Genomic DNA, 21993 nt, shown 5'->3' on the forward strand with positions numbered 1-21993 from the left:
AAGGGTACTTAGTCAGGCGGGTAGGAGCGTTTCGGGCAGTTATTCCCGGCTTGTTCACGCATGGGTTTACCTTGTATAGTCGCGGTGGTACACATTTGTGCACTGACATGCTTTTGTATCTGGAGGTTTTCTCTTGAGAGTTCGTAGATTTGTTGCGGGGGGGGGTGACCGTACTCCTTGCCGGGGGTGTCGGGTTATTCTCACCTGTTGCTTGGGCTGATGATCCTGTTGCCACTACTGAGGTGGAGTTGGCGTGGCAGGATGCTAAGTACAATGTTGATCCTCCAGCTAGTGCTGGTAATGGGACTTTGTTGAATGCTGAGGCTCATCTGAGTCGTAACTTTGATCATGCTACTGATGTGCCGCAAAGTGGCGGTAAGCGTGCTTTTACGTTTGTGGTTGAGAATGGTTATGTGACAGATATTCCGAAGTACTGTGTGGAGTCGGAGAAGACGTCTCTTAGTGGTGATCGGAAGAGTTTGTCGTGTGAGTATGAGGCGGATGCTACTCATGGGGTTGCCTCTCGTTTTCTGATTCCTGTCACTGTTGATGGTCCTGCGGATTCGCTTGTGCGAGCGAAGATCACGGATGAGGCGGGCGCGGGGAAGTCGGCTGTTGTAAAGGCTGTGAAGATTATTGGTGGTGAGGGTCTTAATCCGCTGGTCACAGCACAGGACAATACTGATCCTATTTACGCCGGTCGGGGTATGCGGTTTGTTACCCAGGTCTTGTCTGCTCCGAACTCTCGAAAGCCTGCGGGGCCAGTCACTTTTGATATGAAGATCGATTGGGCTGGATCGGGCACACTTTCAAACGTACTGGACACATCTGCTATCTCGTTTAAAGAGAGTGCTTTCCCGTCACGAACCTCGAAGAATAAAGGTATTGATACCAGTGATGATCTAAACGGTGCCACGTGGAAGGCGAAGGTTGATCCGGCTGATCCGTGGCTTTTCCATGTGAGCGTTGATGGTTTTAATGCGCCGGACCCGCGCTATAGGAATTACACGAACGGACAGAGTGCTGGTGGGTGGCTCAATCTTTCCTCTGCTCAGGTCAGTCTGCCCTTTAAGGATTCCGCTACTGCTGAGCAGAAGCTCAATGCGGGAAACGGTTCTGCAACAATAACTCTGAGCAATGTCTCCTATACCACCGCTGATGGTAAATTAACCACAGATGCTGCGGTCGCCGACCAGAATACTGAAGACAATCAAACCGTGTTCGCATACAGTTCGGGCCGCGGACGCTCATATGCGATAGGGTACTTATCCCATTACGGAAACTATGCGCCAAATGGCGCTCCTGTAGCCTTTGAAACTATGTCCGTACTTCCCGCCTCATTACGTGATGGGCAGGGGGTAACGGTTCCTGGGGGTGTCGCTTTTGGTGCAAGCAATATCTTCAGGCCTAGTGGTCCGATTAGTTTCTGTAATATCCTTCCGAAGGGGCAGGGCGCGCACTTCACGGGTGAATGGTTCATGTACCACAACATCGGGGATGATGACTACGTGGGCGATCCACGTAAAGTGGGGCACGTTTTATTCACGCAGTGGGAAGGCCTAGAAAATGGTTTAGCTAAGGATACATCGAAGGAATCAGCGAAATCGAAGGCGCTTCAGTCGATTCCGCAGGGTGTGAAGAACGGTACCTTGGAGTATTACGTGGGTGATACCAGCCTTGATTTTAATGCGGACTGTAATGGCAGTGATGGGTGGACGCGGAATAAGCCGGCGGATATGACAACGGTTTCTGGTATGCGTATCACGGGCACGGATCAGTCCGATGTGAAGCAGGGAACCACTATTGCAAGCACCCATTTCATCACGGTTTATAAGGTCAATAAAGACACGCCTGCAAAAACAGCGATTTGGTCGTCCTCTTCTTCGACACTCGATGCTGCTCAACCGATGACACCGATTTCGGCGCGTCCAACTAGCACTGTGAATGCTCCTTATGCTGATGCCCCGGCGGGGTATCCGGGGACGAATGGTGGTATTGATCGTTTTAGTGTGATTGGTGCTGCGGCGCGACATTCTATTGAGATTGCGTCTGCGAACCAGAATCCTGAACCGAAGGCAAACGTTCCTGTAAGCATTCAGTGGGGTGCTTATGGTGCTGCGTCGAAGGATTATCCGGGTAAGTTGACGGTGACCTTGCCTGCGGGGACTACGTATGTTGCTGGGTCTGCGTCTGCTGAGCTTGGTGAGCCTAGTGTTAAGGGGCAGACTTTGACGTGGGAGAAGGTGACCAAGGGCAATGTTTATCAAAAGGGAACTTTCATGGTTGTTGCTGGCGGTCCGGCAGGGGCGAAGACTCTCTCTTCTTCTTATGTGATTGACCCTGTTGCTGGTAATGCTGGTGATGATGCCGGTCTGATTAAGGCGTTAACGGTTCGTTCCTCGACGCGGTATGTTCTTAACTCGTCTGCGGATACGATTGTCACTGTTAGTGCTCCTAAAGAGTTCGCGGTTAATGATTACACGGGTAAGGTCAGCTTTGACATCATGACCCAAAATGATGATTCGGTGACCCAGGACTATGTTTCTACCTTGTCTGTTTTGCCTTATGCAGGTGATGGTCGCGGGACGGATCTGAAGTCTGCGGGTGCGACATTTGTCTGTCAGAAGGTCACCCCTGCTGCGGGCGCGGAGGTCTACTATTCGAGCGCTGAGGCGAAGGGGATTGATCGTTCTCCTGTGGCTGGGTCTAATGGTGGTGTTGCTGCTCCTGGTGCGGGTTGGAAGAAGCTTACTGGCAGTGATATTCCGGCAGGGACAACGGCACTGTGGTTCATTAACAAGAAGGTGGCTGCTGGTATTGAACTAAACCATTCGGTGGAGTGTACTTACACGGGTGATAAGACCGTGAATCCTCGTGGTGCTAAGTTTGGTTTCTCAGCGGTTTCTGCTGCGGCTTCAACCAAACTTAAGACTATTGAGGCCTCGACTTCTACTGTTGTTGCTCCTGGTTCTCCTCTTAAGGTTGATAAGGCCTGGGAAGCTAACCCGGTTGGTGATGACGGTCTGGTTCATTTCAACGGCACGGTCAAGGTTGCCCAGGGTAATAATGGGGCAACTAACCTGACCATTACTGATGATGGTGGTCAGGGGCTGACCGATGTTAAGCTCACCGCGGTTAAGGCCGTGAGTGGTAACTACAACATTGAGAAGGTTGCCGAGAATCAGTGGAAGGTTGTTGGCCATGTGAGCCCGGTTGCCGAGTTCACCTACGAAGGTACAGCAAAGCTTGAACGTGGTCTTGAAGGCCCTGTTGATATTACGAACGCTATTCGTGTTTCTTCTGATGAGAATCCCAAGGATTCATCCTTGGTGTGTACTCCAAATACCGATGTCGATAGTGACACCGATCAGTGTGACCTGGTTCAAACCCGGATCTCTCCGACTTTTGCGGTGAAGAAGTCTGGTGGGAAGACGGTGCAGGTTGGTCCTGATATGAAGGAGTTTGTGCAGTCGTATGTGGTGAGTGTGTCGAATACGGGTCTTGTTGGAGGCACGTCTGCGGGTGTTGTTGATCGTCCTGGTGTGGTTGATGGCTTGCGGGTTTCTTCCCTGAGTGTTGATGGCACCAAGGTAAGTGCTGGTCCTGATGGTTCCTTTGCGGTTTCTCCTGGTGTCAAGCTAGGAGTAGGCGAGTCAAAGGAGTTCAAGGTTGAGGTCACGTATGGGGTTGATCTTGCTGGGATGAGCGCGGCTTCGTGGAAGAGGGTGTCGACCTGTGAGACCACTTCGGGCACTGCTGGTGGTGGGGCTCGTTCTGGTTTGGTCAACACGGTCCACATGGATGGTGATGACGTGGGCGATAAGGATGGTGCATCGAATAACACTGCGTGCTCGACTGTGACGGGTAGTGCGGGTATTAGCGTGGTCAAGAAAATTAATGGCCAGGACGCTAATGACGCTCCGGGTGTGGTTGTTGCTCCGGGTTCTATGATGGATGTTTCCTTCGTGGTCACTAACACAGGGAGCATGCCGTTGAGTGAGCTGACGGTTGTTGATTCGGTGATCACTGATCCCAAGGCGATTACCTGCCCGGCCAGCGAGTTGGCTGCGGGTGAGTCAATGACGTGTACGGCTAAGCTTGCTGCTCCTGCTCCTGGCGTGCAGCACACCAACACTGCTAGAGCTGAGGGTAAGGATCCTTTCGGTGTTGTTGTCAGTGACGAAGACCCCGCAAACGCTACCACCCCCGCATTCACGGTTACCAAGGTAGCTAAGAGCGCTCCTGTGAAAACCAGTGGTGAGGCTGGCACACGCCTGGCTGCAACCTTCGAGGTTAGTGTGGCAAATACCGGACTGGTTGAGGCCGTGTCCTCCGACGTGATTGACACCCCCGCTACTCCAGCAGGCCTCAAGATCGTTGACGTTCGTGTTAACGGCACCAGCGTCGATACGGACAAACCATTCGTGGTGATCCCGGCATCGAAGATCGCTGCGGGGCAGACCCGCACCGCTAGCGTGGTTGTTACCTACGAAGTGGTTGCCAACCTGACCCAGAGCCAGTGGAAATCCTTGAGCGTGTGCTCCACCGAGAAAGCAGGGGATCCCAGCAAGGGCCTGTTCAACTCGGTCACATCGGATCAGGACGTCACCGGCGCGAATGATAACGACGCGTGTGTCCCCGTTGCCGACCGAAGCAAGTTGGCACACACCGGTGCTGATCTAGCAAGCCTGCCCCTGCTCGCAGGAGTACTCCTGGCCGCCGGCGGACTGAGCATCATGGCGACACGTCGCCGCGCGTGATGCTACCAACACGTTAATGAACACTAACGCTCATTAACACAACGGTGCGGGTGTGGATCTCAAAAAAAGAGACCCACACCCGCACCGTAACTGTTGATGAGATTTGCGCGCTCACATCCACCACGCCCGAGTGGGCAACGGTTTTGCCGCTGGATGCCGACGGGTACGACTGTGCTTATTATCGCAAGGACTAGAGGAACAGGTTTCTAGTTGCAGGTGAGGAGCAGTTTTGTTGGCATGTGCCCATAGCGTGCTGGAGTGGCGATGCCAGCAGCGAGAAGATCATTGGTGGCGAGGATGGGATCAACGCGAGTTGTGAGCCAGTCTTCCTGGATCCCAGTCTTGCTGGCAATCTGATCGAGCGCTACGAAGATCTTGTAGACGGAGTGGTCGCTGAACTGGCGATGGTCCTTCTTGGCGCGCCGGGCGATGTTGGGGAGTAGACCTGGCTTGTCGAGTACCGAGTGGTTCCACAGCTTCGCGCAGTGGGCGATGCGGTTACGCAAGTAGACGAATGCCCGTACCTGGCCCGGCAGGGTGGTGGGAGAGACATTCATGGAGTCTGCCATGTCATGAAGGACTCCGGACTCGCCGGAGGCCTCGATGAGCCTTGAGAGGCTTCCGAATGAGAATGCTTCGACAGCTACCCAGATGGGCATTCGTGCGTACGCTTCGACGCTGTAAGCACTTCCCGTTTTGATGTTGTCACGGTAGTGAGATACGAAGGTCTCTTTACTTTGATCGAGATTCGACAGTGCGTGTTCCTGCACGCGCTCGTCATTTGGGTCGGGCGGTTGAGTGAATCCTTCGCCGCGAGCAAAGGCTCCTTTTGTGCCGACGCGCTGCGCGTAGTAGTGAGCGAATCTTGTCCTAAGCAGCACTTCGATGGGGTGAGGAACCTCGTCGCACACGGCGACCAGGTCCTGTTCGGTCTCGTAGAGACGTTGTACTGCCTCAAAGGAGGAACCGTCGAGGAAGCGGTTGTCTCCTGCCTTTGGGTCAAACTGCCAGTAACGGAAGTATCCGGAGAGACGGTAGTAGTTCACTCGGGAGAGGAACTCGGCTGCTGACGTGGGGTCTGTCACTGACATGCCACGGTCTTGGAGCAGATTAACTTGTGCTTCGTAGCCGAGCCACAGCTTGTCCATGAACTTCCTAGAGAATGAAAGGCCCCGGTCATTTGTGCATTGTCCCTTACGGGACTAGAGGCCTGACCGGGGATCTATCGCGTCCTACGGTATGCCGCGGTGACCATCTCGTCAATGCCAAATGCCGAAACGAAGCGTTTCCAGGCAGAGATCCAGCTCATTCCTAACCGAAGCCGAGGCAGGCTGAACGATTGTCGCATCCTAGCTCACGAGGGCCGTCGCCCTTGCCTCAAGCTCAACGGCACGGGGGAGGATAGATCGCCCCTGCTGGGAGCCCTCTGGGTAGAGGGCTCCCGCTTTCGCGCGTCCGGCGCGGGGTGAGTTGTCGATATCGGGCCTTCTGGAAATGGAGGCACTGATGGCCCCCATCGACTATGCAGATATTAACTTCACGCCACGCAACAAGGAGGGATTGCGAATCCGACCGCGCATTAGGCGTTGAAGAAGGCCCAGCGAGCCGAGTCCGGTGACCGGCCACTTGTCAACATCTGCTCCCCATACTCAGGAGATAGTGAAGCGAACGTTGCATTGGCGCGTGAGCTGTGTGCGCATGCGGAGAGCGTTCATCGAAGCCGGTTTCACACTCTCGGGCTGCTGTATCTGGATCAAAGACTCCCTCATTCCGGGATGCTCGTCGTATCAGTGGCAGCACGAACCGGTGCTCTACGGGTGGAAGCAGGGTCCAAGCACAAGTGGTTTGCTGACCGGAAACAGACCACGATCTGGAACTTCGCCAAGCCACGAAAGAACTCCGACCACCCGACCTCCAAGCCGCTGGACCTGTTGGCGTATGGAGGCGGTGGCGGGGCCATTTTGTGTTTCCCGCAATGGGTACGCGGGTGGTGAAAATCGTTGTGGCTCAAAGCCTTGTCAGTACAGACCTTGATCCACTGACAGGAGGGGTACGTCGTAAATATCGGCGGACCACTCGGGAGTCTTGACGAGGCCGTCGGCTCCCTGTCCTCCTAGGCGCTAGGACGAGTTTGCGGACGCAAGCACTGTTGAGTGTGCATGTTGTGTAACGGCAAACCCGCGGTGCTAGGCCAGGGCCGAAAACGCCTTCTCCAGCTCCTCTGGTGTGGTGGAGGGGTTGTCGGAGAGGACGCAATTCTTCATCGCGGTGGCAATGATGATGTAGCCGGCCTTGTTTAGGGCGGAGGTGACCGCCGCGAGTTGGTGGATAACATCGACGCAGTTGCCGCCGTTTTCGACGCTCTCGATCACGGCGTTGAGCTGGCCGCGTGCACGTTTAAGCCGGTTAAGTGCCTTGCGGTGTTCGGCCGCCATCGATGTTTCCATGAGATCACTTTCCTCACGTGTGTTGTGAACCATATCGATTGAGTGTACGCAACTAGTTGCGCGGCGCGCGCTCAGACCACTAGCCTATACCCCAGGGGGTATCTCGAGTAATGGAGGATGAGCTAATGAAGATCGTTGTTGTTGGAGGGGTCGCCGGCGGAATGTCCGCGGCTGCGCGCCTGCGCAGGCTACAAGAAAACGCCGAGATCGTCGTCCTCGAGGCGGGCCCCGAAGTCTCTTTCGCGAACTGTGGCCTGCCCTACTACGTCTCCGGGGAGATCACCGATCGCGGCGCGCTCCTCGTCCAAACCCCCGAATCACTCAAGGCCTCCCTCAACCTTGACATCCGCGTGAACTCCACCGTCACCGCACTTGACCCAGACGCCAAGACCGTCCAGGTTGCCGGTCCTGAGGGCAACTACGAGCTTTCCTACGACGAACTCGTCCTATCGCCCGGCGCGGATGCATTCCGTCCCGCCATCCCCGGCATCGACTCCGCGCGCGTGACCACGCTACGCACCGTCTCCGACGCCCACACGCTCGACGAGATGGCGAAAGCTGCAAAGACCGCCGTCGTCATCGGCGCAGGCTTCATCGGGCTCGAGGCCGCAGAAGCGCTCAACATGCGCGGAATCAAGACAACCGTGGTCGAATTCGCCGACCACGTCCTACCCCCGCTTGACCAGGAGAGTGCCTACTACGTCACCGCCGAACTCGACCGTCTCGGGATTGACGTGCGCACCTCCACCTCCGTCACGGCCATCGAAGAAGGCGAGGGGACCGGGATTACGATCCTTTCGGACGGCTCGCGCATCGCGGCAGATGCCGTTGTGCTCTCCGCCGGCGTCCGCCCCCGTACCGCCACCTGGGAAGCCGCCGGGGTTGAATGCGTGGACGGGGCCATCATTATCGACGAGCACGGACGCACCAGCGTTAACCACATCTGGGCTGTCGGCGATGCCGTCACCTCCACCGACCTGGTCACCGGCACCAAACGCCCAGTCCCGCTCGCAGGACCGGCCAACCGTGCAGGTCGCCTCGTGGCAGATGCCATCTCCGGCGACCTCTCCCACCCCATCCCCGCCACGATCGGAACCGCGGTGGTCCGCGTCGGTAAACTGACCGCCGCCATGACTGGCGCCAACGAGCGCGCCCTCGCCGTGGCAGGCATCAAGCACCACACCATCTCTCTCCACCCCGCCAACCACGCCGGATACTTCCCTGGCGCCACCCAACTCCACATGCGGATGCACTTCGGCGTCGATGGCAAGGTCCTCGGTGCGCAAGTGGTGGGCGAAGACGGCGCAGACAAGCGCATTGACGTGCTCGCCACCGCCATCAAGGCAGGCATGAATGTGGCTGACCTCATCGACCTCGACCTGGCCTACGCCCCGCCCTACGGCTCTGCCAAGGACCCGGTCAATATGGCCGGCATGATGGCCGCCAACGTCCTCGATCACACAATGGACATATGGCATTCCAAGGATCTTGAGAAACTCCGGGAGGACCACCTCATCCTCGACGTGCGTAGCCGCGGTGAGTACACAAGAGAGGGCCACATCAAAGGCGCACTCAACATCCCGCACCTCGAAATTCGCGAGCGAATGAACGAGATCCGCGAGGCCGCTGCCGGGCGTCCGATCGCGGTTCACTGCAGGTCGGGAATGCGCTCCTACCTTGCACACCGTCAACTCGTGCAGGCTGGCTTTGAGTGCGCAAACCACTCGGGCGGCATGATCACCATGCTGGCAGAACTAGGCGAAGGCGCCGCCGGCGTCATCGTTAAATAAACACAGAGAAGGACAAACACAATGTGTCATCGCGTTACATGCAAAAAATGCGGCAAGGCAACCTGGGCCGGCTGCGGCAACCATATTGAGCAGGCTCTCGCAGGCGTTCCCCAGTCGGAGCGCTGCCAGGGCCACACCAACGAGGGTTGGGCATCCTTCCTGTCCAAGATTTTCGGCTAAAAAGTAGCTCTCGCAGGAGGCCCTACGCCAAGGTGGCTGGGAGTGAAGATCCCAACCACCTTGGCGGTATTTCCATTCGGGGGATGTGCCCGCGGGGCCCTAGCTTTTTGTCAAAGCTAGGTGGCTACTTTAGTGGGTTGGGTTTCGTAGAAGGTGCAACTAAGCGGGCAACGCACGTGTCCCATTGCACACGTTTGGCAGTAACTGTTATCGTGGAACCGTGGTTTCGACAAGGAGGCTCCAATGAGAAATGTTGTCAGCCTTCGGCTGCATCTGGACCGCACTGATGCCAATGAGTTCAGTATCAGTTGCAGTGCGCTAGCGAAGGCGAGTCGACTTTGAGCGTCAGGAAAGAAAGACAAAAGCAGTGGCTTTTCCTAAGCGTATTGGCCATTGCCCTCGCTTTACTAGCATGCGTTGCATGGTTTTTTGCTATCGAAAACATGGCAGACGAATTCCAAGATCGGAGTTCTAAGAGTGAGTGGGTTTACCAAGATATTAGCACTGGAGATGTCGTTCCAGCCAAATATCTAACCCAAGACACGCTCTATCTTTTCAGCACTAACGACGCAATTAGGAAGTCTTATAACTTCGAGAAGTGCCAACTTGGCTCAATCATGTTAAACCAGGTGGATACGCGCTTTAATCTTCCCTCAAAAGATGGTCGGGCTGTGTTCTTGGTTGGGAAATTTGAGGGGCTTTTGAGCGGTGAAAAAAACAAGGAGTTATCTGTAAATTGTGAAGACCTGCCCGACAAAAGCCAGTTGGCAATTGGATACAAAGAATTCCCCTCACATGGAAGAGCGGATTCGCGCTTAATCCGTTCGTTGCACATGCCTGGGTGGAACTCGAAGGCCAACCCGTCGGTGAAAGTATAGATCTCGCAAACTTTTTAGTCAGTCTGAGCGTAGGAGAATACTCATGATTTCTTTCGATGCTGTCTCGAAGACTTTCGGATCTACCGAGGTACTCCATGAGGTGTCCTTTGAAGTGCCTGCAGGATCGATTGTGAGTCTTGTGGGGCCCAATGGGTCGGGCAAGTCGACGTTGCTGCGGATTCTGCTGGAATTGGAGACGGCCACTTCTGGTCAGGCGCTCTTCGACGGTCAGTCCTATAGCGGTTTCTCAGCGAGTGCTTCCGTTGGTATTGCGTTGGATACGATGGTGCCGCACCCCTCGAGACGGGCCGTAGATCAGTTGTGGTGGATCGCTGCGGCCAAGGGACTGCCCAAAGAGGTCTGCTTGGAGAAGCTCTCTGAAGTTGGGTTGGGCAACGTGTCCAAGAGGAGGATTAAGGGGTTCTCGCTTGGGATGAAACAACGGTTGCGTATTGCGACTGCTCTTCTGACTGACCCGAGCGTATTGATCCTGGATGAACCGGTCAACGGTCTCGATCCTGAGGGCATTTTGTGGTTGCGAGTCCTCCTCCAAGACTTTGCTGCTTCCGGTGGCACTGTTCTCATTACGAGCCATCTGATGAATGAGCTTGAGCAGTTGGCCAGTTCCTTTGTCTTCCTGCGAAAGGGAATTGTCGTTGAGCAGTTGGAGCGTCAGGAGCTACGTGGTAAATATGCGTCTCTCGAAGAAGCCTATTTTCGGATTAATCCTGCACGGAACGAGAGGTGACGCAATGCGCGATGTTCGATCCGAGTTCATTAGATTTTGGTCAATGCGTGAGGTTTGGTGGGCCGCGCTGCCTGTGGTGGTGTTGTGCCTTGTTTTCTCGGTGATTAATGGCGAGATCATGCAGGCGATCAGCTCAGGTGATTTTGAGGGGCACGGATTAGATCCCTCATTAGCGTCGAAGCCCCTTTCGGAGCTGCTGATGGAGGGCTACCTAGGACCCGTCTATCAGGCCTCTGTGATCTTCATACCGCTCGCAGTGGCCTACTTGGCTCATATGGAGTATTCCAACGGTGAACATGAGTCTGTGCTACTCAATTCGCAGGTGTTGTTCCGTCGGCGTATCGGTACCATTCTCGTCGTTGTCTCTTGGTCGGTGATGATCACTGCGATGGCTGCCGTTGTGAACTACGGCGTGTGTTTCATACTTGCGGATGAAACTATCCGTGGATTACTGTCAGTATATGCAGCTTCGGCTGTCTGGTCTCGTGTGGTCGTCTTTGCGGTGCTCTTCTCCGTGTTGGCGTTGCTTGTCTCGGCTCTTTCCCACAGGTTGTTCCTTTCGGTACTGTTTTTCCTCACGCTCCTCCTTTTTTCGTTATCGGGCATACTTCAGGCCGTCCCCGCCCTGCATAATCTCTTGCCTTTGATCGGAGGACGGTCCTTTGCCTTCTGGAATAGCGCAGTAGGCTTGATCTCGATTGGTGAATCATTGCTGATCCTTGTTGCTTGGATCGTCGTTGGTACTGTTGGGTATCTGTTCGTGTCCGTTGGAAAGCGTCGCTAACTATGCATTCGATCAGGAGTTACACGATTGCCGCTATCACTCTTCCAGTAAATCTGTTGGCGATAATACTGCCATTTCTGGTGGTGCCTCTCCATGTGGCTTTGGCGGCCGTGGGTGCCGAAGTGAATGGAGCACGAGTCACTGCCAACGCTGGCTCAACGCTACCTCTCGTGTCATATCTGGTGCTGCTTTCCGCCTCATGGGTTTCGGCTACCAATCGCAACAAATTTGACAAAGAGATCATGATCCTCTCATATCGAAACAGAACCCATTATGTGCTGCTCTTGCCTTCCCTGTGGGCCTTCTGTTTTGGACTCTTCTGTTGGGGAGTATCTTCCCTGGAGCAGCTTGCGCTCAGTGGCTCGGGTGTTCCGTGGGGCCTTGAGAGCGACGTGTTGATGGCGCTCGAATGCGCGACTATGGCACTTTTGGGTAGCGCCATTGGAGGATTGGCGAATAATGGTGCGGTGGCAGTCGCAACAGTGGTTTTGTATTCGATCCTGGTTGCACCCGTGACTGAGCGGCTAGCGCCGTTTGTCACAGCACGTGGCATTGTCAATCGGGTTCAGGATGCACTTGGTGGCAGTTTGTCATGGACATCTCAGCTGCTCGATATTGGTTTCTTTTTTGTAGTGTCGTTCCTTGTCTTCATCCTAGTAACTATCATCGAAAAGAGAAAACTAAAGTATGTCAAATCGCGATGAATTTGTATCGTGTAAAAAGGACACAAATACCAGTTCATCGATGTTTTCTGAACTGAGGCCACACACAGTCGGACTGGTAGTGGCACTTGTGCTTGGGATTGGCGTGTCTGGCCTATCTCTACTACAACCGCAGCTGGTTGGATTCCTTGTCAATGGGATTTCAGTGGGTCTCGACCTAAAGTTGGTTGCGTTTAGTACTGCCTGTCTCTTCTTGACGGCATTGTTAGGTGCATTTGAGCAGTATCTGTTAGAGCACGTCAGTGAAAGAATGGTGTTCCGAATTCGCAATGATGTCGCTACCAAAGTAATCGGTGCAAATCTTGAAAGAATTGAATCGGTCCAAACTGGAGAGCTGACTTCCGCGCTTGGGGCTGACACTGCACAGTTGTGGGGAATTCTGAGCCAAGGAATTGTCGAAATCATCGTGCAATCCTTAACTCTGCTGGGCGCTCTCGTCATGATGTTTGTTCTGGACTGGGTACTCGCTGTCGTTGTCATCTTGGCGGTCTAGCTCTTGATTGCTTTGGGTGTTCTACTCGGATCCCGTACCCGTCCCGCCGCCGAAGCAGTACAAGATGCGGTGGGAGAAATGTCAGCAAATTTTGGACGCGTATTGGGTGGTATTCGCACGGTCAGGGCGTTCGCCGGTGAACAATTCTTCCTCAGTTCCGTTCAGGTTGCGGCAGATTCAGCGCGCCGCAGTGGCTTGCGAGTAGCGAAATTGAAGGCAGTAGTCTCAGGCTTCACACAGTCAGCCATCCAAATTCTTCTCTTTGCGGTCATCGGTCTCGGCGCACTGAGAGTAGCTTCAGGATCACTCACCATAGGAGAGCTCGCATCCTTTGTCATGTACGTTATGCTCGTCTTTGCGCCCGCGGCAATGCTCGGTGGAGTTGTCGCCTCAATCTCTGAAGCTGTTGGTGCATATGCGAGAATCGCACGAATTAGAACATGGTCACAGGAACTATCGGCCAACTCACCATCCCGGGGGCTCCCGACTTCGGGGCAAGCGCTTGATGTTTCACTCAGCCACGTCGATCTCACGTACCCGTCAAGTTATGAAGATCGAGCTAGCCAACAGAAGCGTGTCTTAACTGATGTGTCTATCTCCGTGTCTGCGGGATCTTTTGTTGCCCTTGTGGGGCGTTCGGGCGCCGGAAAGTCAAGCATATTTAATGTACTCGAGGGATTCTACATTCCTGACGCTGGCGATGTTTTCATTGGTGATATTTCACTTCGAAAGGCTCCGGTCACTGAATGGAGGAAACACTTTGCTCTGGTCGATCAAGACGCACCAGTCTTCGCAGGTTCAGTCAGAGAGAACCTCTTGTTCGTTAACCAAGATGCTTCTGATGATGAGTTGTACGCCGCCCTCCGTCATGCACGAGTGTATGTAGGTGGTGAGGTAGCTGGGTTAGATATGATGCTGGGTGAGGGAGGTACAGGAATAAGCGGTGGCGAGAGGCAGAGGCTTGCCCTCGCCCGAGCCTTTTTGTCAGAAGCACCCGTGATTCTTCTTGATGAGGCCACTTCCAACCTCGATTCGATTACTGAACAAGAGGTACAAGATGCGCTGTTCGCGCTTAGGCGGAACCGGACGGTAATTGCAATTGCACATCGTCTGTCGACAATTTCTGCAGCAGATAAAATCTTCGTTATCGACGAAGGGCGAGTGCTTGCCGAAGGAAGGCATCTAGAACTCATGAATAGCTGTGACCTCTACCGAGAACTCGTCGAGAGTCAGGCAATCGCAGAATGACTGCGGTGTGGTAGAGGAGCTTTTTTGATGCAGACTTGACGAGCGCGGTCCCTAGTCCAGCACGCACCCTTTTGTGAGGTTTCAGCATCTCGACCAGCATCTCCACCAGGGTTTGCACCACGCTGCGCGCCCAGGGCCTGAGCGGCCGTGATGTCGCCGCACAGTTGAAGTGCCCTATCTCTATCTCAGGGGGAACAGGATCGCGGTGCCGTCTCTGAAAGAGCATGCGACGGCCATGACCACTGATTCCGTTTTCCCGCTTGGTAGCCATGCCCGCCACTGAGACAAGTTAAGGCGAGGGACCCGAGGCCTGCCCCAGGATTTCTCCCTTGATGGTGGGCTGGCTGGCTTCCCTCGCCTAACGTTGAGTCTACCTGGTAAGTGGCTTCTTCTCAATGGTCGCTGTCGTCGTGCTGAGATTCAATGGCTTGGCTGTCATTACGGGGATATGAGCTGCTACACCTCACAGTTGCGAGGGAGCCCCGAGCAAGGCTTGAAATAACAGCCCGCAAGTCTTAATTAACTAGCCTGACTCCCCGGAATCGAGGCCTCGCACTTTTAATGTCGAACCATTGAGCAATCCTGATCTTTAGACACCCCTCTTTAGACACCCCCCATGATCATTACCCCATCTATCACTACGCAACGACTTCACCGTGTTCGAGGTGGATGAGTCGGTCGCATTGGCGGGCTTCGTCTTGGTAGTGAGTGGTGATGAGGATACCGATTCCAGCCTGGGCTGCTCGGCGGAGTGTTTTCCACAGTCGCGCTCTCGAGAGTGCGTCCATGCCGCTGGTGGGTTCGTCCAAGATGAGCAGTTGAGGCTGGTGTGCGAGTGCGCAGGTGACAGCCAGATTACGCTGCGCTCCCAGTGGGAGGGTGCCCGTTGCTCGATGTTCTTCTAGTTGAAGATCGGGGGCATCAGCACCGTAAATGCTCGTGGTGAACTGGTAGTTGGCTTGTGGGCTGAGGATGGGATAGAGACCGAGGGATTGTGGGACGTAGCCAAGTTTGGCTCGGGTCCTGCGGTTGGGGGTCTGCCCAAACACGGAGATGTTTCCGTTGCCCGGTTGATCTAGCCCGAGGATCAGTCGGATGAGGGTGGATTTACCGGCCCCGTTTCCTCCAATGAGCCCAAGGATTTCTCCGCTTTTTACTTCTAGATCAACATGGTTGAGGGCGGTGAATTGTCCAAAGGCTTTACTCACGCCCTGAACGTGAATGAGATTGTGTCCTCTTGGGTAGGTAACGGAAATGCGCGGCAGAACGGTTGGTGCCGTTCGTCCCTGCTCCAAAAGCAGTGCGATGGTTGAGAGCTCAAGATCTAGTTGGTCTGCTGTCAGAGAATCTTCTGGGGTCTTCGCAATGTCGGCTTGCCAGGTGTAGCTGGTATTTCCTCGCTGCCACACACGATCGTCATCTTCTTCCGTGTTGACGAGATGATTGTTTGCATCTGTGGCGGTAATGATTCCGGGTGTTCGGGCGATGACCTCGTGTGGGCTACCTTGAGCGAGGATTTCACCGTGGGAGAGGACGAAAACCTGATCGGCTTTAGCTGCCTCGTCAAGATAGGTCGTTGACACAACTACTATGGCTCCGTCATCGGCTGCTGCGCGAATCAGATTCCACAAGGTTGCGCGAGATTCCGGGTCTACTCCGGTTGTTGGTTCGTCGAGCAGAAGCAGTCGTGGAGCAGGCAAGATCGCCATAATCGCGCCGAGTTTTTGCCTCATCCCACCCGAAAGACGCGCACCGATTCGATGTCGTGCCTCGGTGAGGTCAGCTTGCGTGAGTAAGGATTCAATCCGCTCCCGTGTGTGATCGCGGTTCAGGCGATAGGAGCGGGCAATGAACTCAAGATTTTCCATCACGGACATCCCCAGCCATACCCCACTGTGGGCACTTTGGTAGGTCACCTGGTGATTAGCCAGATTGGTGATGCCGATCTGGTGGCGGCTAGCAGGGTTCGCCAACGCGGCAAGCAGACTGGTTTTTCCAGCTCCGTCTCCACCGACAAGAGCGGTGATTGTGCCAGGAGCGAAGGTTGCGTCTATGTGATCGAGTGAGCTGTGTCCGTCGTGATAGATGGTGGCCTCACGCAACACGATGGGATCATGATGTGTCATTTGGTGGCGCCTCCGTGACGCAGCAGTCGCCCCATTCGCACGCTCGCGAGCGTGAAGATGAGGACCGCCTGTAAGACCAGGATTCCCACAGGCAGAGAAAGCTCGCTCAAGGTGGCTGCTTTGAGCATGATTCCATTTGCTGCTTGGTTGAACCATGTCAACGGCAGCAGGTAGCCGATCCAGCGGACTCCGGCAGACATGGACTCCAGTGGGAAGACCAATCCAGAAAGTAACACTTGGGGCATGACCATCATGATTGCCATCTGGACGGCTTGCCCCGTGTTCTGACTCACCACACTGATAAGCACCCCCATCCCCAGTACGACAAAGACGAATACTAATGCCAGGAAGGAAAAGCGCCAGATAGCCCCGGTGAAGGGGACATCGAAAAGCCATACCGCTGCTGTGGTGATGATGCCTGCATCGATGAGGGAGAGCAGGAAATAGGGTGCGATCTTGCCTGCAATGATTGCCGAGGGGCGAAGCGGCATTACAGCCAACTGTTCCAAAGTTCCAGTTTCTCGTTCACGAACGAGGCCGATGCTGGTCACCACAGTGCCGACAAATGTCAGGATGAGTCCGATGAGGCCTGGCACCATCACCCACGATGTTTTCAGATCCGGGTTGAATACCACCGTGACGACCTGATCTTGGTTGAGAGCGTCGAGATCTAGGCCAGAAGTATCTGGTAGTTCAGGAATAGAGGGGACGTCGGGTAGGGCATCAAGGTCGGGCAGCTCAACACGAGCGCTCGGATTGGTGCGCAACTGTGTCAACGCCTGGCGTAAGTCGGTGACTTTCGTGCGAATATCGTCGATGTTCTCTCGCGCCTGGGTCGCATCAGCCCGAGCCGCATCCATATCCTGGCGGATCTGGGAAACATGAGAGCGCACATCGCTCGCGAGAACTTTCATCCACTGTCCTTGGGCAGACTGAGCGGCAAATAAACGCGAGCCATCAACCCATAAATGTGTATCAGAGGCCAGCACTGCATCGTCTGTGGAGTGGGAGGTTGTGATGACTGCGTCGGCTTCCCCGCGGCGCAATACCTCTTCTACCTGCGCGGAGGTGAGTTTTGGATCGGTGCGCACAATCTCGAGGTGTTCGCGAGCTTCCTCGTTGTTGGCTAATGTCTGCTCCACTCTGGCCGCATCCTCACCGGCGATAATCACACGGGTTTGATCTACCGCGAAGTTGGCTGCGTAGCCAAACACAACCAGTAGCAGCAGCGGAATCACCAGGAGTAAAGCAACTGTACGTCGATCGCGCACCAGTTCACGGAACTCTTTGACCACCATAGCTTTCATGACGAACCCCTATAGTTTCACGATGTGGTGAAACTAGAGTAGCAAGAAATTCCCGAACTGATGAAATAGTGGTTAGTGGTTTACAGTAGACAGGGTGAGTCGCCCTGCCAAGCGAGGCCCAAAAGCAGATCGAGGCCTTCTCAAAGACAGCATCCTTGATGCCGCAGCTCACGTGTTTGCGGCCTCTGGATTTGTTGCTGCCACTATGCAAAACATCGCTGACGAGGCCGGTGTGGACAAGAAACTGATCCACTATTACTTCGGCACCAAAGAAGACCTGTTCATCGCTATGGTGCAGCGAGTTTTCACCCGTATTCAGGGAGCAAGTCTCCTTGCGGAAGCGTTTAATGATCCTGCTGGCGACGCGCTCGAGAAGTACGTCGTCAGTGTCATGGAAGCTTTCGAAGACCCTGAAACCGGGCCGGCTCTCATATCTGTGCTGCGCTCACTGAGTACCTACCAGTCAGCCGCTGAAGCGTTCATGCGGTTCATTCATCACGACGTCATTCCCATCGGCGAGCAAACGTCAATGCCGGACGCGCAGACGCGCCTGACCTTAGTGGGAACTCAGCTCGCAGGACTCCTTACCGCCCGCTACATCCTGCGCGCCCCTGCCATTGTTGATCTGTCCATTAACGAGGCAGTCCGTGCAATCGTCCCGGCACTACGAGTGAGTCTTACCCACCACTCATCACCGCAACAGGTTCCTAACTGACGACTTCAACTAGCTGGAGATTTTAGGGTTGAGTTGTTGAGTCGAGTGAGAGCGCTTTGTACAAGGCGATCAGTTGAAAGTCGTGGGCATGGGGACATGCACAGTTCCGTGCATCGGACGATGACGGACTAAATGCCCTTGCTCAAAATTATGAGCCACGCCTTTACCTGTGGTGCCACTGCTTCGCGTTAGAAGCGCTGACGAGACTGAGGCGACTGGAACGTTGGAATGAAAGCTGTCAGACCCTACACGTCATTTAATAGGTGGGTCTGCCAACGAAGTCAAGTTGAAAAATTGACATTATGGTTCACATGCTGAGAAAGATCAAGGATCCTATTGATTATGCAATAGTTGTCACATAACCTGTGTGTGACAATGTGAGTCGCATTTTGATCCCAACAAAGGAGTTGTGATAAAGAGTCGAATTGTTACGCCTTTTGTGGCATGCGCGCTTGCTGCCAGCGGTATGCTTATTGCGCCGGTGGTTGGCGATATGTCCGGTACGTCAGCTCACGCTTTCACCTGTGTAATTTTCAAGAATTACAGTGGTGGTTACTCTCAAGCAGACGGATGTCGTGCTTCGCAATATGGCGAGAGTGTGAACGGGAAAATGATTTGGGCACAAAAGAAGGCGCGCGGTTATAGGTTGCGTTTTTGGTTGTGTAGACTTGGGTATCAGTACAGTGATAACATTCAATTTATCTAGAACTCGGATTCTTGCTTTAGTATGTGTCTTTATTCTTTCGGGGTGCTCCACTTCGGAAGGAGTAGCAAGCACCGTTTCTGCTGAGAGTGTGCCGAAGTTTGCAGGTCCTTACGCTGACAAAATGCTCGAAGATTATCGAAAATCTGAATCTTCTTTCTTTAGAGAAGCAATTTCAGACGAAATGATAAGTGAAGCAGAGTATCATGAAGCAAACGAGAGAGAAGCGCAATGTCTACGTGATAATGGATTTACTGGAGTCATATATCATTCTGACGGGACCAGTGAATATGATGCGCGCTCAGATATTTCCCATGAAAAGGAAATGTCCCTTGTGAAAGAATGTAGTGTCAAGACAGGTGGTCTTGATGTTTCGATTTGGTACAACATTCTGAATGCGAATCCGGATAATGTCGATTGGCCTTCTGCTCAGCGCGATTGTTTGGTCAAGGCGGGGGTGCTTGAACCTGGTACAACCGTTGAAGAAATGAACCGGTGGTACGACGAGAAAGGCAAAGGTTCTGATAGTCGCGCAGCGTACGTCTGTAGCGAGGATGCCTTAGGGAAGCTAGGGCTTGAGTGACGTCCGTCATCTGGAAGCGCACTGAAGTGCTGTGGGTTTTGTTTCTCGGTGTCTACCCTGTTTTCTGCCCGATGTAAGTGTCTGGCCAGAACAGTTCTCGACCTCTATCAGGTGGTGCACCCCGGCGTTGCCTGGGGGACTGCATGGATGCCCTTCAGCCAGGATGTGGTCTTCAATAAAACGAATCGCACCACTCTTCGCATCCTGATCGCACTTCCCGAGCATGTCTCCAATTTCCCGTCCGTCCAAACAGAATGAAATCAGGGACATGTCAGCGACCCCTTCTCTGTGGATCACATGTGAGGTTTGGTGCTAGTTAACAGCTCCATCGGGTTATAGTTGTTTCGCAATTGCTTACCGGTGGATAGTTCGTGCATGCTCCCTTGTCAGATAGGGAAGTGCGGGACTTGTGGTGTAAAGGAGTGGCCGTGCAGCAAAGACAGTGCTCTGCTCGTCAGCAGTGGGGGAAGAGTATTCGAGTTGTTTCTCTTGCCTGCCTCGTGATACTTGGCTTAGGTGCTTGCTCATCTGGTGGTCAACAAGCTGCTGAAGGCGGCGGGAACGCTGGGGTGAATTCAACGGATACTCAAGGTAGTGTTCATCAAGACGAAAACTCTGGATACCACGTTGAGCGCGATGGTGATGCTCTGGTCTTCAGCATTGATCAAGAGCACCCATCGCAGCATCTTGTGCGAGTATATTTCGATTATGGCGATGAATCGGCAGCTCAGGCTCATCATTTTACCTTTGATGAACTGATGAAGCGTTCGGATGAAGGACGGGCATATACTCTGGAGTTTCAGCCGATTCCAAGTCTTCAGAATCATTGGACATTTGTTGCCACGCAAGCGGTGATAACGGCCCAGAAACTTGAGCCGGGTAAAGTTATTGATCTACACAAGGCTCTTCTGGAGTACTGGTATAAGTACAGTCTTGAATCAGATCACAACCCTAATACGAAGGAAGCACGCGAAACTATTACAGATATCGCGAAAGAGGTTGGATTAAGTAAGAAAACCGTTGAGTCTTTATTTGTTGACGATAGTCCGTACTATGATGAAAGCTATCTGAAGAGCTCCAGGCAGTCGTATAGGGAATATTTCAAGCCGAAATATAAATGGACACCTAAGGTGGTTATCGATGGACAAGATACCCAAATTCCCTATGATTGGTCAGAGCCGCTAGATGAGTTTTTTGATTCCCTGCCGAAAACAGCGGGGAAATAGTGCGCGTTGACCTGAGATAGAGATGCGCTAGAGATATGTGTTGCCTGCGTTGAGCAAGAGCCTGGGGCTGCGAGGCCTGTCTGTTCTGGAAAGCCTGATGACACTCACGAAAGGACTGAGACAATGAAGCTGAAAAGGTGTACTTCAAGGACTTTTCTTGCCGCAGTCACTGCGGGTGCCTTGGGCATGATGACGACTGGAAGGGCTTATAGCGGCGGCGGAGTCAGTCCGATCGGGAGAGTTTGTGGGTATCGGGGTTGCTCCAGGGTGGGCAGCTTGGAGTGGTCGAGGTAAGTTATGAGCAAGCAAAAGCCTGAGATAAGCGCTGGTCGAGCGGTGCTCAGCTATGTGACAGTCTTTGCTTGTACGTTGCTGATCGCGAGGTTTATCGTCGACTTGGCGCAATACGGGATTCTTATTCGGAAGGAATCTTGGCTCACTGCAAGTGCCTGGATTGGGCCGGTTGGTTTCGCGCTGATTGGATGCTTCGCCTACTGGTATAGAACGCGACGCTGAAGTTCCTGATCCACCTAATCGTCAGCCTGACGATTATTTAGTCATGTCTTCATTCTCGCAAAGGAATCGTGATCGTGAAACGAATTCTTGCACTTGCTGGAAATGTATCTGATGAATAGTCGGCAGTTCCTCCTAGTTTCCGTTGCTTTCTGTGTTTCATCGTGTACACCTCTAGCGGGAGTGCAAGAAGAGGGGGATGTTGGCGGAAATGTTCCGGAGTTTTCTGGACCTCACGCTAGTCAGATGGCAGAAGACTATCGGACATCAGATTCTCCATTCTTTCGACAGGTGATTGCTGACGGTCAGGTTACTGAGGCGGAGTACTGGGAAGCAAGAGATCGTGAAAAGAAATGCTTGATTGAACAAGGCTTCACAGGGGTGGAATTCTTAGCTGATGGGACTTCCTCCGTTGATGTTTGATCAGATATTTCGGATGACGAGCAGATGGAAATCATCGACACTTGCTCAAAAGAAATCGGAAGCGATCTGATCTCTATTTGGTATCACCTCTTGACGACCAATCCAGATAATGTCAACTGGCCCTCTGCTCAGCGCGATTGTTTGGTCAAGGCGGGGGTGCTTGAACCTGGTACAACCGTTGAAGAAATGAACCGGTGGTACGACGAGAAAGGCAAAGGTTCCGATAGTCGCGCAGCGTACGTCTGTAGTGAGGATGCTCTAGGGAAGCTTGGCTTAAAGTAAGAGCGCAGCGCTTTTCACCTCGGCTTATCGACGCCTATCCACGCCGCACCGGGGAGAGTGTCAGA

Annotated in this window: 17 protein-coding genes and 1 pseudogene; 14 read left to right on the forward strand and 4 right to left on the reverse strand. The window is 53.7% G+C overall.

The window, feature by feature from the left end; translation table 11 throughout:
* Positions 1-164 precede the first annotated feature (164 nt).
* Positions 165-4760 (forward strand): CLIPPER-2 domain-containing protein, encoded by a 4596-nt coding sequence (locus G7Y41_RS03590; RefSeq protein WP_165315176.1) that lies wholly within the window; start codon positions 165-167, stop codon positions 4758-4760.
* Between the two features lie 206 nt (positions 4761-4966).
* Here the strand turns inward: G7Y41_RS03590 and G7Y41_RS03595 are convergent, their stop codons facing one another.
* Positions 4967-5908: an Abi family protein gene (locus G7Y41_RS03595; protein WP_165315175.1), complete on the reverse strand. Its 942-nt coding sequence runs from the start codon at positions 5906-5908 to the stop codon at positions 4967-4969.
* A gap of 1038 nt (positions 5909-6946) precedes the next feature.
* Positions 6947-7207, reverse strand: coding sequence for a metal-sensitive transcriptional regulator (locus G7Y41_RS03600; protein WP_165315174.1), 261 nt, complete (start codon positions 7205-7207; stop codon positions 6947-6949).
* A gap of 125 nt (positions 7208-7332) precedes the next feature.
* Here G7Y41_RS03600 and G7Y41_RS03605 point away from each other — a divergent pair, with 125 nt between their 5' ends.
* The 8 genes and pseudogenes from G7Y41_RS03605 (at position 7333) to G7Y41_RS03635 (ending at position 14050) form a co-directional block, all read left to right on the forward strand.
* On the forward strand, positions 7333-8997 hold the full coding sequence (locus tag G7Y41_RS03605) for an FAD-dependent oxidoreductase (RefSeq protein ID WP_165315173.1): 1665 nt from the start codon (positions 7333-7335) through the stop codon (positions 8995-8997).
* A 21-nt stretch (positions 8998-9018) separates the two neighbouring features.
* Complete coding sequence (locus G7Y41_RS10315) at positions 9019-9177, forward strand: DUF8730 family Cys-rich protein (RefSeq protein WP_503632091.1); 159 nt, start codon at positions 9019-9021, stop codon at positions 9175-9177.
* Between the two features lie 784 nt (positions 9178-9961).
* Positions 9962-10102 carry a lasso peptide biosynthesis protein gene (locus G7Y41_RS10205; protein WP_442984262.1) on the forward strand — a complete coding sequence of 47 codons (141 nt, stop codon included), beginning with the start codon at positions 9962-9964 and terminating at the stop codon, positions 10100-10102.
* A complete protein-coding gene (locus tag G7Y41_RS03615) occupies positions 10099-10803 on the forward strand; it encodes an ATP-binding cassette domain-containing protein (RefSeq protein ID WP_165315172.1) in 705 nt (234 codons plus the stop codon). The genes G7Y41_RS10205 and G7Y41_RS03615 overlap by 4 nt, the downstream gene beginning before the upstream one ends.
* A gap of 43 nt (positions 10804-10846) precedes the next feature.
* Positions 10847-11587: a hypothetical protein gene (locus G7Y41_RS03620; protein ID WP_165315171.1), complete on the forward strand. Its 741-nt coding sequence runs from the start codon at positions 10847-10849 to the stop codon at positions 11585-11587.
* Positions 11588-11589: 2 nt separating this feature from the next.
* Positions 11590-12291, forward strand: coding sequence for a hypothetical protein (locus G7Y41_RS03625; protein WP_196819544.1), 702 nt, complete (start codon positions 11590-11592; stop codon positions 12289-12291).
* 88 nt (positions 12292-12379) lie between these two features.
* Positions 12380-13153: pseudogene (locus tag G7Y41_RS10030) on the forward strand (ABC transporter transmembrane domain-containing protein); the annotation flags it as partial.
* An 18-nt stretch (positions 13154-13171) separates the two neighbouring features.
* Positions 13172-14050: an ATP-binding cassette domain-containing protein gene (locus G7Y41_RS03635; RefSeq protein ID WP_231367400.1), complete on the forward strand. Its 879-nt coding sequence runs from the start codon at positions 13172-13174 to the stop codon at positions 14048-14050.
* Positions 14051-14688: 638 nt separating this feature from the next.
* On the opposite strand, the gene G7Y41_RS03640 is transcribed toward G7Y41_RS03635, so the two are convergent.
* Positions 14689-16176, reverse strand: a complete 1488-nt coding sequence (locus G7Y41_RS03640; protein ID WP_165315167.1) for an ATP-binding cassette domain-containing protein — start codon at positions 16174-16176, stop codon at positions 14689-14691.
* Positions 16173-17483 carry an ABC transporter permease gene (locus G7Y41_RS03645; RefSeq protein ID WP_165315166.1) on the reverse strand — a complete coding sequence of 437 codons (1311 nt, stop codon included), beginning with the start codon at positions 17481-17483 and terminating at the stop codon, positions 16173-16175. The genes G7Y41_RS03640 and G7Y41_RS03645 overlap by 4 nt, the downstream gene beginning before the upstream one ends.
* A gap of 94 nt (positions 17484-17577) precedes the next feature.
* Between G7Y41_RS03645 and G7Y41_RS03650 the strand changes: the two genes are divergently transcribed.
* The 5 genes from G7Y41_RS03650 to G7Y41_RS03670 all read left to right on the forward strand — a co-directional run bounded on the left by G7Y41_RS03650 (position 17578) and on the right by G7Y41_RS03670 (position 21928).
* The gene (locus tag G7Y41_RS03650) at positions 17578-18198 is read left to right on the forward strand and encodes a TetR/AcrR family transcriptional regulator (RefSeq protein WP_165315165.1); all 621 of its coding nucleotides are present in this window, start codon (positions 17578-17580) and stop codon (positions 18196-18198) included.
* 827 nt (positions 18199-19025) lie between these two features.
* Complete coding sequence (locus tag G7Y41_RS03655) at positions 19026-19484, forward strand: hypothetical protein (protein ID WP_165315164.1); 459 nt, start codon at positions 19026-19028, stop codon at positions 19482-19484.
* A gap of 428 nt (positions 19485-19912) precedes the next feature.
* Positions 19913-20710, forward strand: a complete 798-nt coding sequence (locus G7Y41_RS03660) for a DsbA family protein (protein ID WP_165315163.1) — start codon at positions 19913-19915, stop codon at positions 20708-20710.
* 759 nt (positions 20711-21469) lie between these two features.
* Entirely contained in the window at positions 21470-21646 is a 177-nt protein-coding gene (locus tag G7Y41_RS03665) for a hypothetical protein (protein WP_165315162.1), read from the forward strand.
* Positions 21647-21670: 24 nt separating this feature from the next.
* Positions 21671-21928, forward strand: a complete 258-nt coding sequence (locus G7Y41_RS03670; protein WP_165315161.1) for a hypothetical protein — start codon at positions 21671-21673, stop codon at positions 21926-21928.
* Positions 21929-21993: the final 65 nt, after the last annotated feature.

The organism is Schaalia sp. ZJ405, from assembly GCF_011038885.2.
Taxonomy (GTDB): domain Bacteria; phylum Actinomycetota; class Actinomycetes; order Actinomycetales; family Actinomycetaceae; genus Pauljensenia.

Bases quoted from the DNA above. Each gene is read 5' to 3' on its own strand.
- G7Y41_RS03645 (WP_165315166.1), bottom strand. From the start codon at position 17,483: ATGAAAGCTATGGTGGTCAAAGAGTTCCGTGAACTGGTGCGCGATCGA.
- G7Y41_RS03640 (WP_165315167.1), bottom strand. From the start codon at position 16,176: ATGACACATCATGATCCCATCGTGTTGCGTGAGGCCACCATCTATCAC.
- G7Y41_RS03615 (WP_165315172.1), top strand. From the start codon at position 10,099: ATGATTTCTTTCGATGCTGTCTCGAAGACTTTCGGATCTACCGAGGTA.
- G7Y41_RS03620 (WP_165315171.1), top strand. From the start codon at position 10,847: ATGCGTGAGGTTTGGTGGGCCGCGCTGCCTGTGGTGGTGTTGTGCCTT.
- G7Y41_RS03600 (WP_165315174.1), bottom strand. From the start codon at position 7,207: ATGGAAACATCGATGGCGGCCGAACACCGCAAGGCACTTAACCGGCTT.
- G7Y41_RS03605 (WP_165315173.1), top strand. From the start codon at position 7,333: ATGAAGATCGTTGTTGTTGGAGGGGTCGCCGGCGGAATGTCCGCGGCT.
- G7Y41_RS10315 (WP_503632091.1), top strand. From the start codon at position 9,019: ATGTGTCATCGCGTTACATGCAAAAAATGCGGCAAGGCAACCTGGGCC.
- G7Y41_RS03670 (WP_165315161.1), top strand. From the start codon at position 21,671: ATGGAAATCATCGACACTTGCTCAAAAGAAATCGGAAGCGATCTGATC.
- G7Y41_RS03665 (WP_165315162.1), top strand. From the start codon at position 21,470: ATGGCAGAAGACTATCGGACATCAGATTCTCCATTCTTTCGACAGGTG.
- G7Y41_RS03625 (WP_196819544.1), top strand. From the start codon at position 11,590: ATGCATTCGATCAGGAGTTACACGATTGCCGCTATCACTCTTCCAGTA.
- G7Y41_RS03595 (WP_165315175.1), bottom strand. From the start codon at position 5,908: ATGGACAAGCTGTGGCTCGGCTACGAAGCACAAGTTAATCTGCTCCAA.
- G7Y41_RS03635 (WP_231367400.1), top strand. From the start codon at position 13,172: ATGCTCGGTGGAGTTGTCGCCTCAATCTCTGAAGCTGTTGGTGCATAT.
- G7Y41_RS03655 (WP_165315164.1), top strand. From the start codon at position 19,026: ATGCTCGAAGATTATCGAAAATCTGAATCTTCTTTCTTTAGAGAAGCA.